The following is a 13256-nucleotide window of genomic DNA, read 5'->3' as shown; positions in this document are numbered from 1 at the left end:
CGACCGATGCGAAGCCGCCGATGGTTGTGGTTCATCCTGCTCATCCTGCTGTTCCTGATCGGCGCCTGGGCACTCTTCCAGCGCGCTCGGGCGCAACCGCCCGCCTTCCCGGAGACGGCGACGATCCGGCGAGGAACGCTCCGGATCACCCTGAGCGCAGCGGGCAAGATCCGCCCCCGCGCCCAGGCCACCCTGAACTTCGCCACAGCTGGCACGGTGGCGGAGATCTTCGTCCGGGAAGGAGAGGCCGTTCGCAAAGGGCAGCCCCTGGCCCGTCTGGATACGACAGATCTGGAGCTGGCCCTGCGCCAGGCGGAGATCGCCTACCTCACCCAGCAGGTGATCTACAGTCAGACCGTTCAGGGTCCCAAAGCGGAGGAACTGGCCGCCGCGCAAGCGGCCGTGCGCAGTGCCCAGGCGGCTTTGCAGGCCCTGGAGAAAGGGCCCGATCCCATCGATCTGGAGATCGCCCGGCTGAACGTTGAGATCGCCAAGAACGCCCTCTGGCAGGCGCAGTTGACCCGGGATAAAACCGCAGGGACTCCGGTTTCGGCACGGATAGACCTCGACCTGGCAAACGCCCGGGTTGGACAGGCGGAGCTTCAAGCGGAGGTCGCCCGGCTCCAGTATGAGAAGCTGAAGGCGGGAACCCGACCCGAACAACTGGAAGCCGCCCGGACCCAATTGGCCCAGGCCCAGGCCAGCCTGGCCCGGATGCAGCCCGATGCGCTGACAATCGAGCGCACGCGCTTGCAGCTGGAGCAGGCCCGTTTGCAGCTGGAGCAGGCGCGGCGCCGCCTGGAACAGGCCACCCTGGTGGCACCCTTCGACGGCACGGTCGTAGCCCTGAACATCGAGGTCGGCCAGGTCGTCGGCGCGGGTATCCCTGGAGGGGCCATCCTCCTCGCGGATCTGAGCGATCTCTACCTGGATCTGACCGTGGATGAGGTGGACGTTGTCCGCCTGAAGGAGAAAATGCCCGTGGAGATCACCCTGGATGCCCTGCCCGGGCGCACGTTCCGGGGCCATATCGAATCCATCGCCCCGGTGGCCATGGAAACCGGGAGCGCAGCCACTTACCAGGTCCGGGTGGTGCTGGATGAGCGGGATCCCGCCATGCGGTCGGGTATGAGCGCCACTGTGGAGATCGAAGTGGATCGTCGGGAGAACGTGCTGCTGGTGCCCAACGCCGCGGTCCGCCGCGATCGGATCACCGGGCGAGCCTTCGTCAACCGGGTGGTGGGCGATCGGGTGGAGGAAGTAGAGATCCGTCTGGGCGCTCAGGGTGAAACCGAAAGCGAGGTGCTGGAAGGATTGCGCGAAGGCGATATCGTGGCCCTCGGTGACCTCCGGCCGCCTACCGCTTTCCGCGCTTTCCGGCTCTTCGGACCCAGGCGTTAGCTCTGCCACGCTCGGTTCGCGCCACCACCCTTTGGTATTCACGTTCCGCTTTCGCATGGCAATCCTCCGGGCCGATAGCCCGCGAGAAAGGCGCTCTTGACAAGAAGGGAAATCCGGGTTATATTCAGAGGCAACCTCGGAATATCAAGCGCCCGATGCTCTATCCGCCATTCCAGATGACGTGGATCAAAAAAGCCGCTGCGCCTCCAGGCCCGGACGGTAGTCCGGTCCTGACGTAGCGGTTTTTTTGTGTCCGTCAGGATCCCAACCCCCAGGCTACCGTCCGGCGGCCTGGGGGTTTTCTTTTTCCACAAGACCCAGGATGTTCGGATCGAGGGGAAGTCGGGAATCGGACGGGCGAGGGAAATCGCCTGCCCGGCCCTAACTTTATCCTCTACGAGGGAGGTGGATCATGCCCAGCGGGATCTGTCCGGAGTGCGCCGCCCATGTGCCGCTGCGAGAGGACGTCGTGCTCCATGAATTCCTGACCTGTCCCGAATGTGGTACAGCTCTGGAGGTGGTTTCCCTTTCCCCTCTGACCCTGGATCGCGCGCCCCAGGTGGAAGAGGATTGGGGGGAGTAGGAAGCGATGCCGATGCGGATCGCCCTGTTCTGCTCGCTGGTGCGCACAGAGGAGAAGTGGCTGCTGGAGGCGTTCCGGCGTCGGGGCGTGGAGGCAGAAGTCATCCACGACCGCTCAACGGTCCTGGAGGTCGGCGCCCCGGACGGCTGGAACCGCTTCGATGCGGTGTTGATGCGTTCCCTCAGCCACTGGCAGGCTCTCCACGCTGCGCAGCTGCTGGAGGATATGGGCCTGCCGGTCATCAACCCGGCGTCGGTGATCCATACCTGCGCCGATAAGCTGCTCACCACCGCGGCCCTGGTTCGGGCCGGCATCCCAACCCCCCGCGTCCGGGTCGCATTCTCACCGGAAGGGGCGCTACAAGCCATCGAGGAATGGGGCTATCCGGTCGTCCTCAAGCCGGTGCTCGGCTCGTGGGGGCGGCTGCTGGCCCGGGTGAATGATCGGGATGCCGCGGAGGCCCTGCTGGAGCACAAGGAGACGCTCGGGGGTTTCGCTCACGGCGTCTATTACATCCAGGAATACATCCCCAAGCCCGGGCGGGACATCCGGGCCTTCGTTGTGGGCGGCGAAACCATCGCGGCCATCTACCGGTCTTCGGAACACTGGATCACCAACACGGCCCGGGGCGGCCGCGCCTCCAAGTGCCCAATCACGTTAGAGCTGGCCGATCTCTGCGCGCGGGCAGCCGCCGCCGTGGGCGGTGGGATCCTCGCCATCGACCTTTTCGAGGATCCCCAGCGAGGACTTCTGGTCAATGAAATTAATCATTCCATGGAGTTTCGCAATTCAGTAGAGCCTACCGGTGTGGACATCCCTGGAGCGATCGCGGAGTTTGTGATCCGGGTGGCCCGCGATGGGTGGGCTGCCGCTCACTCCCACCCTCACCCTCAGGAGGTCCAGCGATGGAACGGGTCCGCGTGAGCATCGTGGGGGCCTCCGGCTACGTGGGCGGGGAGCTTCTCCGCCTGCTCCTGCGCCATCCGGGGGTGGAGATCGCCCAGATCACCTCCGAATCCCACGCCGGGGAGCCGGTCCACCGTGTGCATCCTCACCTGCGCCGGGTTGCCGTGCTCACCTTCTGCCGGATGGGGGATCTTCGCCCATGCGATGTGCTCTTTGTCGCCCTGCCCCACGGTGAAGTCGCCCCCCGCATCGAATCCTTCACGACCCTGGCGCCTGTGGTGGTCGATCTCTCAGCGGACTTTCGGCTCCGCGATCCGGAAGCCTATCGCCGCTGGTATGATCGCCCGCATCCCCATCCGGAGTGGCTCTCCCGCTTCGTCTACGGCTTGCCAGAGCGCTACCGGGAGGATCTGCGCGGAGCCCGTTATATCAGCGGGGTCGGCTGCAACGCCGCAGCCGCCATCCTAGCCCTTTGGCCGCTGGTTCGGGCCGACCTCCTGGATCCAGGCCGCCCCATCCTGGTGGATGTCAAGGCCAGCTCCTCGGAGGCGGGCCGCGAACCGAACCCCGGCTCCCACCATCCAGAGCGCCACGGCGCCATCCGACCGTATGCCCCCGTCGGCCACCGTCACACCGCCGAGGTCCGCCAGGCCCTGGGCTGGGACACTATCGTCCTCTCCGTGACGGCAGTGGATGCCGTGCGAGGGGTGCTGGCCGTGGCGCACGCATGGCCTCGCGCGCCCCTCACCGAATCCGACCTCTGGCGGATCTACCGCGCGGCCTATGGAGAGGAACCCTTCATTCGGATGGTGAAGGACCGGCAGGGCCTCCACCGGCTGCCGGACCCGAAGGCCGTAATCGGAAGCAACTTCGCGGATGTGGGCTTCGCCTTGGAGGAGGAAACGGGGCGGATCGTCGCTCTGTGTGCCCTGGACAACCTGATGAAAGGCGCAGCGGGATCGGCGGTTCAGTCTCTGAACATCGCCATGGGCTGGCCGGAGACCGCCGGGCTTGACCTGATCCCCGTATATCCCGTGTAGCGCATATTCAACCGCGTCATGGGTCTTTCGGTGTGGAATGAACCGTTTTCTGCAACCCGCATATCCCCACCGCTTCGGAGGCACACCATGTGGGTGATCAAGATCGGTGGGAACGCCGCCGTGAACGCGGAGGCTGTCCTGGAGGAGCTGGCCGCGTGGGCCCGGGAGGGCCAGCGCTGGGTCCTGGTCCACGGGATCTCCGCGGAAGCGGACGCGCTGGGGGAGGCCCTGGGACATCCCCCCCGCTATGTGACGTCGGCCTCCGGGTTCACCAGCCGCTACACCGATGAGGGCACGCGGGACATCCTGCTGATGGCCTACGGCCGGGTCAACGCCCACCTGGTGGCCGCCCTGCGCCGTCGTGGGGTCCACGCCATCGGCCTGAGAGGGATCGACGGCGGGTTGTTGCTGGCTCGCCGGAAGGAAGCGCTGCGGATCCGCGAGGGGGATCGCCTTTTGATTCTGCGGGGGGATTATTCGGGGACGCCCGTGGGGGTGAACGCGGCGCTGCTCCGCGCGCTTCTGGAACAAGGACTCTACCCGGTGATCGCCCCGATGGGGATCACACCGGAAGGGGCGATCGTGAACATCGACGGGGATCGGGCAGCCGCGGCCATTGCCACGGCCCTTCGAGCGGAGGGGCTGATTTTCCTCACGGGTGCCCCCGGCCTGCTCCGATCGTTCCCGGATGAGCAAACCCGGGTGGCGGAGCTGCGCCTCGAGGAGCTGGAGGAAGCGATGGCCTGGGCGCAGGGGCGCATGCGCCATAAGCTCCTGGCGGCCCGGGAGGCCCTTCAGAACGGCCTTCGCTGCGTCTGGTTGGCCGATGGTCGCCGCCCTGCGCCTCTCACCGCTGCCCTCCAGGGGGAAGGAACCCGGATTCTCGCCACACCTTCCGGGTGAAAAAGGATAAGGGCCCGCCTGGGACTCCCGATGAAACACCATCCGGACGCATTCGGGGGTCAATCCTCCGCTATCCCCATCAGGAGGTTGGTCCGATGGATATCCGGGCGATCGAACGTCGCTATACCAGCGGCGTCTATCCCAAGCGAGACCTGGCGCTGATCGGGGGGGAGGGGGTGTATGTGTGGGACGCGGAAGGACATCGCTACCTGGATGCCACTGGCGGCCAGGGGGTTGCCCTCTTGGGCCACAATCCCCCAGCGGTCCGGGCGGCTCTCCGGGAGCAGATGGACCGCTTGATGATTTGCCCCGAGATCTTCTACAACGACCGGCGCGCGGAGCTACTGGAGGCGCTTCAAGGGATCCTCCCCGGCCGTCGGGCATGGCGGATCTTCCTGTGCAATTCCGGAACGGAAGCCGTGGAGGCGGCCATCAAGTTCGCCCGCTGGCGTACCGGACGCAGGGAAATCATCGCCGCCCGCCGCGCCTTCCACGGGCGCACAATGGGCGCCCTTTCCGCCACCTGGAACCCCGCCTACCGTCAACCTTTTGAGCCGCTGGTTCCGGGTTTCCGGCATATCCCCTTCAACGACATCGCAGCCCTGGAGGCGGCCATCGGCCCGGAAACCGCCGCCGTGATCCTGGAGCCCGTTCAGGGGGAGGGAGGCGTATGGCCAGCGGATCCGGCGTTCCTGCAGGCGGCACGGAAGCTGTGCGACGATCGCGGCGCCCTGTTGATCTTCGATGAAGTGCAAACCGGCTTCGGGCGCACCGGGCGCTGGTTTGCGGCGGAGCATTATGGGGTGCTTCCCGACATATTCGCCATGGGCAAGGGGATGGGCGGGGGATTCCCCATCGGCGCTGTCGCCTTCCCCGCCGATTGGGGCCCCCTGTCCCCGGGCGCTCACGGCTCCACCTTTGGGGGGAACCCGATGGCCTGCGCCGCAGCCCTTGCGGTGATCGAGACCCTTCAACGCGAGCCGCTGATTGAACGGGCGGCCCATCTGGGCGCGCTGTTCCAGGAACGCCTGCGCCAGATCCGCTCCCCCCTCGTGCGGGAGATCCGGGGCCTCGGCCTGATGATCGGCGTCGCCCTGCGGGTGCGCGCCACGCCGATCCTCCGCCGCATGATGGAAGAAGGCGTGCTGGCCCTTCCTGCCGGCCCCGATGTAGTACGGTTTCTTCCCCCTCTGATCGTGGAAACCCATCACCTGGAGCAAATCGCCAACGCCCTGGAACGCGCCCTTCACGAATCCGCTACGCCTGTTCCTTCCGCCGTCGAAGGAGGGGAAGAATGACGCGGGTGGACGATCCGGAAGCCATCGCTCTACTGGAAGCCCTGGTTCGCCTTCCCAGTCCCTCGGGGACCGAAGGGGAGGCGGCCGCGTTCCTCACCCGCTGGATGGCGGCGCACGGATTCGAGGCCTGGGTGGATGAGGCCGGCAACGCCATAGGAAGCATCGGGGAAGGCCCCCGGACCCTCCTTCTTCTGGGGCACCTGGACACGGTTCCGGGGGAGATCCCGGTGCGGGTGGAGAACGGTCGCCTGTATGGCCGGGGAGCGGTAGATGCGAAGGGTCCGCTGGCAGCGGCGGCCGTCGCGGCCGCCCGGGTGGGCCCTCGACCGGGATGGCGATGGGTGGTGGTCGGCGCGGTGGAGGAGGAAGCCGCCACCTCTCGCGGCGCGCGCCATCTCCTACAAACATGGTCCCCCCCCGACCTCGTCCTGATCCTCGAGCCCAGCGGGGCCGATGCCATCACCCTGGGCTATAAGGGCCGGATGATCCTCCACATCCGCCTGGAAGCGCCCAACCGCCACACCGCTATCCCTGAGCCGAACCCGGCAGAGCGGCTGGTGGATCTCTGGATCACCCTTCGGGAGCGCGCCCGCGCCGCTTCCTCCGGGAACCGTATCTTTGAGCAGATCACCTCTTCTCTTCGCCGGATCCAGGCGGATGGGGACGGCCTCCGGGAATGGGCGGAGATGACCGTCGGGTTCCGACTGCCAGAGGCTTGGCCGCCAGAGCGATGGCGGGAGGCCATCCGACCGATCCTGGAAGCGGCAGGGGCGACCTGGCGGACCGAGGGGGAAGAGCCCGCGTGGCGGGGTTCCGCCGACACCCCGCTGGTGCGGGCATTGCTCGCCGGGATCCGGGGGGAAGGGCTCCACCCCCGCTTTCTCTTAAAATCCGGGACCTCGGACATGAACGTTGTGGGGCCAGCCTGGCGCTGCCCGATCGCCGCTTATGGACCGGGCGATGCCCGACTGGATCACACTCCGGAGGAGCACATGGAGCTGACCGAATACGCAACCGGAATTCGCGTGCTGACGCGGGCACTGGAATGGATGGCTGCGCAAGCGTAGAGGCGCAAAGGGGATCCGCCCCATTCAGGAGGATGGGAAGCGCCCTCCCCAACCTCCAAACTCCATGAAGGGAGGCAGACACCATGCCGCTGGATCACTTTTATATCATCGAATCCACCCTGCGCGAAGGGGAGCAATTCGTAGGAGCCCATTTTTCCACCGAGGATAAGATCCGCATCGCCCACGCTCTGGACGAGTTTGGGGTGGAATATATTGAGTTGACCAACCCCTCTGCCTCACCGAAGAGCTTTGAAGATTGCCGCGCCATCGCCCGTCTGGGGTTGCGTTGCAAAGTGCTGACGCATATCCGCTGCCACTTGGAGGACGCCCAGCGGGCGCTGGAGACCGGAGTGGATGGGATCGATGTGGTTATCGGAGTCTCCTCCTATCTGCGGGCCTTCAGCCACGGCCTGAGCGTGGAGGAGATCATCGATCGGGCTGCGGAGGTGCTGACGTTCATCCGGGAGCAGGCTCCCCATATCGAGCTCCGCTTCTCCACAGAGGATACTTTCCGCAGCGATCCGGCCGATCTCCTGCGCGTATATCTGGCGATCGATCGGCTGGGGGTGGTGAACCGGCTGGGGATCGCCGACACAGTGGGCATTGCGACCCCCAGCCAGGTGGCCTGGTTGGTCAGCACTCTGCGACGGCTGACCCAGGCGGACATCGAATTCCATGGCCACAACGACACGGGATGCGCTATCGCCAACGCCTTCGCTGCTCTCGAGGCCGGCGCGACCCACATCGACACCACGGTCCTGGGCATTGGGGAGCGTAACGGCATCACCCCGCTGGGAGGTTTCATTGCGCGAATGTATACCATTAACCGGGATCTGGTGCGGCGCAAGTATAACCTGAGGAAGCTGCGCGAGATCGAACAGATGGTGGCCGAGATGGTGGGAGTGGAGATCCCTTTCAACAATTACATCACCGGGATGGCCGCTTTCACCCACAAGGCCGGTATCCACGCCAAGGCCATCCTGAACAATCCGGAGACCTATGAGGCTCTGGACCCCCAGGACTTCGGGATGACCCGTTACATCTCCATTGCGCACCGGCTGACCGGATGGAACGCCGTGAAGGCGCGGGCTGAGCAGCTGGGGTTGAACCTGAGCGATGAACAGATCCGAGAGGTCACCGCCCACATCAAGGCCTTGGCGGACGAGAAGCGGATCACCCTGGAGGATGTGGACGAGATGCTGCGACGCTGGGCCAGTGGAGAGGCCTCCTCCATGCCTTCCATGCTGCGCGCTCCGACGCCTTCGCGGGCCGATTGATGAATAAAAGCGAACGGAGGAAGAGGCCGATGGGACCGCAGACCTTCGCGCAGAAAGCGATCGCCCGGGCGGCGGGTCGCCCGGAGGTTGCCCTCGGCGAGATCGTGGATGTGCGGCCGGACTGGATCATGAGCCACGACAACACAGCCGCCATCGCCCAGATGTTTTACCGCCTCGGGTTGAGGCGCGTGAAGGATCCCGACCGGCTGGCTATCACCCTGGACCACGCGGTCCCGCCGCCGACCCCGCGCCACGCCCAAAACCACGCCGAGATCCGGCGCTTTGTGGCGGAGCAGGGCGTCCGCCACTTCTTCGAGGCCGGGCGGGGGATCTGCCATCAGGTGCTCAGCGAGGAGGCCCTGGTGCTGCCTGGCCAGATGATCCTGGGGGCCGATAGCCACACCACCCATTTCGGCTGGATGGGGGCCTTCGGAGCTGGCGTGGGGCGCAGCGAGGTGCTGGCCCTCTGGGCCACCGGCGAGATCTGGCTTCGGGTGCCAGAAAGCATCCGGATCACCCTGGAAGGCCGCCTGCCCATCGGCGTGACGGCCAAGGATCTCGGCCTGCGGATCTTCCGGGATCTGGGGGCCGATGGTGGGTTGTATCGCTCCGTGGAATTCGCCGGCGACGGCGTCCGTGCCCTCTCCATCGAGAGCCGCATGGTGATCGCCAACTTCATGGCCGAATTCGGAGCCAAGAACGCCTATCTCCCTCCGGACGCTTCCGTCTTCGAGTGGCTAGCCCTCCGTCGGGCCCGGCGCACCGGCGAGCCCGTGGAGGCGGTCCGCGAGGGCATCGCGGCGAACGCCCTATATCCGGATCGGGATGCAGTGTATGAGGCGGAGTATCACTACCGGCTGGACGAGCTGGAGCCCATGGTGGCATGTCCCCATTCGGTGGACCATGTGAAGCCGCTGCGAGAGGTGGCCGGCGTCCGGGTAGATCTGGCCTTCATCGGCACATGCACCAACGGACGGCTGGAGGACATCGCCGCCGCGGCGGCGATCCTGCGCGGGCGACGGATCGCCCCGAACGTTCGGCTGCTGGTGATCCCCGCCTCCAGCGAGGTGCTCCAGGAGGCCCTCCGGCGGGGCTACCTCGAGATCCTGATCCAGGCGGGAGCCATGATCGGGGTCCCCGGTTGCGGCCCATGCATGGGCAACCATATGGGCATCCCGGCTCCCGGGGAGGTGGTGATCTCATCGGGAAGCCGGAACTTCCGGGGACGGATGGGGACACCAGATGCGGAGATCTACCTGGCCAGCCCAGCGGTCGTCGCCGCCAGCGCCCTGCGGGGAAGGATCACCGATCCCCGGGAGGTGCTGGAAGGCGAGGTCGTCGACCCATGTTCTCTGCTCTGATCGCTTCACCCGATCCGAAATCCCCTGTCATCGATCGGGTCCGCATATCGGGCCCAATCACAGACTTCATCCAGCACCTGTTGCAGGTCATCGGTTTATGATCGCCAGACAGAAGAGCTGTAAGCCGAAAAACGCACGATCCAGCCTGCGGAGGTCCCCATGCGTTTGCGCGGCCGCGTCTGGAAGTATGGAGATCACATCAACACCGATGTCATCTTCCCCGGCAAATACACTTACACGATCACCGATCCGGTGGAGATGGCTCGCCATGCCCTGGAGGATCTGGATCCGGCGTTCGCCCGGGAGGTTCGGCCAGGAGATATTATCGTGGCCGGCCGCAACTGGGGGTGCGGCTCCTCCCGGGAGCAGGCGGTGATCGCCCTGAAAGCTGCCGGGGTGCGAGCGATCATTGCCAAATCCTTTGCCCGCATCTACTTCCGCAACGCCATCAACAACGGCCTGCTGCCGATCGTGTGTCCGGAGGCCGTCGATGCGATCGAGCCGGGCGAGGAGATCGAGATCGACCTGGAGACCGGCACCATCCATTGCCAAGCCGGTATCTTTCCCTTCCCGCCGCTTTCCCCAACCGTTCGGGCGATCCTGGAAGCCGGGGGCCTGATCCCGATGCTCTGCCGCCGCCTGGGCCTGCCCATCCCTTCCGGGCCCCTTCCCTCCCAAGAGGGTTAGCGCGATGGATCCGGCCAACCCAACCTACACAGAAAGGCGTCCCTCACGGCGAACATCCGCAGGCCCCGGACCGGGGTCGGGCGAAACCCCGACAGCCGGAATCGGCAAGATGGGCCAGCAGGACGCCGCCCAGGGCGGCCATCGCCAGCATCAGGCCCAGCGTTAGAGAGGCCGGCTGAAAGCGGAACACCAGATCATGCGCTCCGGGCGGGACGAAGACCCCGCGGAACGTGAAATTGGTCCGGTAGATCGGGATAGGGCATCCATCCAGAAAGGCCTGCCATCCCGGATAGAAGACCTCGCTGAGCACGAGCAGCGCCGGTGCATCCGTTTCCACATGCAGCTCCAGCCGATGGGGCTCGATGCGCAATAGCTGGATACGGCCTTTCCCTTCCCCATCCAGAAGCGGGCCGTTTTCCACCACCGCCACCCGCTCAGGGGCGAAATCCGAGGCCAGCACGCGGGGCAGCGCTTCCCCCTGAGCGCCCACGACCTCCGTCCGGTAGACCAGCCAGGCCCGGGGGAGCGCGCCGGTATGCAGGTGCACATCCACCTGGGGATCTTCCACAAACACCGGCCAGATCCCTTCCCCGCCCGGCGGATGCCCTTTTGGCACCACGATGTATTTCACCCCCAGCATCCGATAGGCCGGCGCCGTTCGATTCGGGATCATCCAGTAAAGGCTAGGGAACGCTCGCAGGTTCATCGGGTTCCCACTTCCCAAAGGCGTATCGAACCCGGCAACCTGGAGGGCGTTCGGAGGCCACAGGCCCCACGCGGATGGATCGACATCGACCCGGAACCATCCGGGATCGGACCGCAGGAAAGCGAGTGCCTGGGGATGAACGAAGCCTTCCAGCGGGGAGCGTCCCTCGATCTCAGCGGTGGCGCTCACCATCAGATGCTCTCCCAGGAGAAGCGCCAGGGCGATCCAGCGACCCCGGCGGGACGGCATTCGATACGCTCCGATCAGGCCCAGCATCCATGCGGTGGCGAGGGCCAGCCCCACGAGTGCCCGCTCCCGGGGGATCCCGGGGGGAACGATCCGAAGGAGCAGCGGGATCGCTCCGATCAGCCCTCCGGCGATGAGAAGAACGCACGTCAGATTCCAGAACCGCCGTCGATGCTCCAGGCCCCAGGCCGCCAGAACGGCAAGGGCGAAGCTCAGCAGGAACACCGCACGCGCCGTTTTCCATGCCAGACCGAAGACAGGCAGGGAGGACAACAGCACATAGAGGGGGGAAGCACGACCGAGCGCCAGCCCCAGCCCCAGCAGCCCGATGGATAGAAGCAGCCCCACGGCTCGCCCCTTTGGAGGGCGAAAGGCCCCGAAGACCGCCAGGGCCAGTGCCACGGCTCCGATATATCCCGTCTCGACCCGCCCCCGCTGGGCAGACCACCACTCTGCCGCGTTCCGGCCATGGATGAGGGGAGAAAGCAGATCCAGGAGATCCTCCCAGGCCATCTCATAGCCATGTCGCTGTTCCAGCGGCACCACTGCTCGCTCCGTCATGGGCAGGCGCTCAATCGCCGGAACCAGCATCGGGGCGGCGAGGAGGATCCCCAGCCCCATGGCCACAATCCCCCGCAGCCAGCGTCGGAACAGGGATCCCGGCCCCGGCATTAGCAGTATCCCCACCGCGGCTCCCAGCAGCGCGTAGGAAACGGCCTGCCCGTGCCCGCTGAAGACCATCAAGGCGATTGCGATGCCGCCCCGAAGCAAGCGCACCGGCGCCCCAGGCCGCATGCTCTGCTCCAGCCCCAGCAGTGCCCATGGGAACCCGGCCATCGCCTCGCTGATCTGGGGATGACCCAGATGGACTACAAAGGGGGAGGAGAACATATACGCCAGGCTACCAGCCAGCGCCGACGGCGGGGAGACCCGAATCCATCGAGATCGGGAAAGCAGGTGAAGCATGCCGAGGCCCGCCCAGAGGGTCGGCAGCATGGCACGCCAGAGCACCGCCTCGATAGGGAGGGGATCCAGAGCGAACAGCGGGCCGTTCCAGGGGTTGAAGAGACCGAACTGTCCTTCCGCAAAAATCGGATCGCCGCCCAGCAAACGGGGGTTCCAGAGGGGAAAACGCCCACGGCGCACTTCGGCGGCCACGAACGCCCAGATCGGATATAGCTGACCCCAGAGATCGCCCCCTCCTCGCGGCAAATAAATCCCTGCCCCAACGACCAGCCAGAAGAACAGAAGATGCGCCAACGCCACCAGGGCGCTCATCCGCGCCCGGGATCGGGTTTCCGACCGCCGGGCCCAGCGGGCCTGGATCCAAAAGAGGAAGGCAATGTAAAGATCGAAAGCCAGCAGCGTGCCTCGCATGAAGACTGGGCACAGGCGGATGATACGGCGATGGCCCATGGGCCCGCCCCGGATCTCATCGAAAGCGGGCGCTCCAGCAGCCGGAACGCCGCGTTTATCCCTTCACCCGGCGGATGAACTCCTCGATCGGGATAGCCGGGAGCGTCATAATCTTCACGCTGCCCCGAGAGGACAGTTCCACCGAGACCCGAGCGACCGTCTCGTTGTCCGGCGCCTCCACGATGTTCACGAAATCATACGGCCCCAGCACTGCATACTGGGCCAGGACCTTCACTCCCATCGCCTCGACTTCGCGGTTCACCTCCAGGATGCGCTCGGGTCGCTCCTTAATGGTCTCCGCGCCCTCATCCGTCAAGGTGCTGAGCATGATATAGATCGCCATGGCCGCCTCCTTACGTGGGAAA

The 13256-nt window shown here is 65.7% G+C and carries 12 protein-coding genes; 10 read left to right on the top strand and 2 right to left on the bottom strand.

What is annotated here, in order from left to right:
- Positions 1-6: 6 nt before the first annotated feature.
- The 10 genes from ACFMO3_RS02705 (at position 7) to ACFMO3_RS02660 (ending at position 10523) form a co-directional block, all read left to right on the top strand.
- Positions 7-1401 (top strand): efflux RND transporter periplasmic adaptor subunit, encoded by a 1395-nt coding sequence (locus ACFMO3_RS02705; protein ID WP_376788896.1) that lies wholly within the window; start codon positions 7-9, stop codon positions 1399-1401.
- A 412-nt stretch (positions 1402-1813) separates the two neighbouring features.
- Positions 1814-1984, top strand: coding sequence for a lysine biosynthesis protein LysW (gene lysW, locus ACFMO3_RS02700; protein ID WP_322800120.1), 171 nt, complete (start codon positions 1814-1816; stop codon positions 1982-1984).
- Between the two features lie 6 nt (positions 1985-1990).
- Positions 1991-2908, top strand: coding sequence for a lysine biosynthesis protein LysX (gene lysX / locus ACFMO3_RS02695; RefSeq protein WP_376788895.1), 918 nt, complete (start codon positions 1991-1993; stop codon positions 2906-2908).
- Positions 2890-3930, top strand: a complete 1041-nt coding sequence (argC, locus tag ACFMO3_RS02690; protein WP_376788894.1) for an N-acetyl-gamma-glutamyl-phosphate reductase — start codon at positions 2890-2892, stop codon at positions 3928-3930. The genes lysX and argC overlap by 19 nt, the downstream gene beginning before the upstream one ends.
- 87 nt (positions 3931-4017) lie before the next feature.
- Complete coding sequence (locus tag ACFMO3_RS02685) at positions 4018-4833, top strand: [LysW]-aminoadipate kinase (RefSeq protein WP_376788893.1); 816 nt, start codon at positions 4018-4020, stop codon at positions 4831-4833.
- A gap of 95 nt (positions 4834-4928) precedes the next feature.
- Positions 4929-6131 carry an aspartate aminotransferase family protein gene (locus tag ACFMO3_RS02680; protein WP_376788892.1) on the top strand — a complete coding sequence of 401 codons (1203 nt, stop codon included), beginning with the start codon at positions 4929-4931 and terminating at the stop codon, positions 6129-6131.
- Positions 6128-7198 (top strand): [LysW]-lysine hydrolase, encoded by a 1071-nt coding sequence (locus ACFMO3_RS02675; protein WP_376788891.1) that lies wholly within the window; start codon positions 6128-6130, stop codon positions 7196-7198. Before ACFMO3_RS02680 ends, ACFMO3_RS02675 begins: the two co-directional genes overlap by 4 nt.
- 89 nt (positions 7199-7287) lie before the next feature.
- Positions 7288-8475 carry a homocitrate synthase gene (gene lysS, locus ACFMO3_RS02670; protein ID WP_376788928.1) on the top strand — a complete coding sequence of 396 codons (1188 nt, stop codon included), beginning with the start codon at positions 7288-7290 and terminating at the stop codon, positions 8473-8475.
- A gap of 29 nt (positions 8476-8504) precedes the next feature.
- Complete coding sequence (locus tag ACFMO3_RS02665) at positions 8505-9836, top strand: 3-isopropylmalate dehydratase large subunit (protein ID WP_376788890.1); 1332 nt, start codon at positions 8505-8507, stop codon at positions 9834-9836.
- Positions 9837-9995: 159 nt separating this feature from the next.
- Positions 9996-10523 carry a 3-isopropylmalate dehydratase small subunit gene (locus tag ACFMO3_RS02660; RefSeq protein ID WP_376788889.1) on the top strand — a complete coding sequence of 176 codons (528 nt, stop codon included), beginning with the start codon at positions 9996-9998 and terminating at the stop codon, positions 10521-10523.
- Positions 10524-10566: 43 nt separating this feature from the next.
- Here ACFMO3_RS02660 and ACFMO3_RS02655 read toward each other — a convergent pair whose 3' ends face one another.
- Together ACFMO3_RS02655 and ACFMO3_RS02650 are read right to left on the bottom strand one after the other, a co-directional pair.
- Positions 10567-12891, bottom strand: a complete 2325-nt coding sequence (locus tag ACFMO3_RS02655) for a hypothetical protein (RefSeq protein ID WP_376788888.1) — start codon at positions 12889-12891, stop codon at positions 10567-10569.
- A 55-nt stretch (positions 12892-12946) separates the two neighbouring features.
- Positions 12947-13234 carry a GYD domain-containing protein gene (locus tag ACFMO3_RS02650; protein WP_376788887.1) on the bottom strand — a complete coding sequence of 96 codons (288 nt, stop codon included), beginning with the start codon at positions 13232-13234 and terminating at the stop codon, positions 12947-12949.
- Positions 13235-13256 lie beyond the last annotated feature (22 nt).

The organism is Thermoflexus sp. (genome assembly GCF_042408815.1).
In the GTDB taxonomy this organism is placed as follows: domain Bacteria; phylum Chloroflexota; class Anaerolineae; order Thermoflexales; family Thermoflexaceae; genus Thermoflexus.
Note: the sequence above shows the minus strand (reverse complement) of the source record. Positions and strands in the feature narration are given on the sequence as shown.

Coding starts and splice junctions, on each gene's coding strand:
- ACFMO3_RS02705 (WP_376788896.1), top strand. CDS start 7: ATGCGAAGCCGCCGATGGTTGTGGTTCATCCTGCTCATCCTGCTGTTC.
- lysW (WP_322800120.1), top strand. CDS start 1,814: ATGCCCAGCGGGATCTGTCCGGAGTGCGCCGCCCATGTGCCGCTGCGA.
- lysX (WP_376788895.1), top strand. CDS start 1,991: ATGCCGATGCGGATCGCCCTGTTCTGCTCGCTGGTGCGCACAGAGGAG.
- argC (WP_376788894.1), top strand. CDS start 2,890: ATGGAACGGGTCCGCGTGAGCATCGTGGGGGCCTCCGGCTACGTGGGC.
- ACFMO3_RS02685 (WP_376788893.1), top strand. CDS start 4,018: ATGTGGGTGATCAAGATCGGTGGGAACGCCGCCGTGAACGCGGAGGCT.
- ACFMO3_RS02680 (WP_376788892.1), top strand. CDS start 4,929: ATGGATATCCGGGCGATCGAACGTCGCTATACCAGCGGCGTCTATCCC.
- ACFMO3_RS02675 (WP_376788891.1), top strand. CDS start 6,128: ATGACGCGGGTGGACGATCCGGAAGCCATCGCTCTACTGGAAGCCCTG.
- ACFMO3_RS02665 (WP_376788890.1), top strand. CDS start 8,505: ATGGGACCGCAGACCTTCGCGCAGAAAGCGATCGCCCGGGCGGCGGGT.
- ACFMO3_RS02660 (WP_376788889.1), top strand. CDS start 9,996: ATGCGTTTGCGCGGCCGCGTCTGGAAGTATGGAGATCACATCAACACC.
- ACFMO3_RS02655 (WP_376788888.1), bottom strand. CDS start 12,891: ATGGGCCATCGCCGTATCATCCGCCTGTGCCCAGTCTTCATGCGAGGC.
- ACFMO3_RS02650 (WP_376788887.1), bottom strand. CDS start 13,234: ATGGCGATCTATATCATGCTCAGCACCTTGACGGATGAGGGCGCGGAG.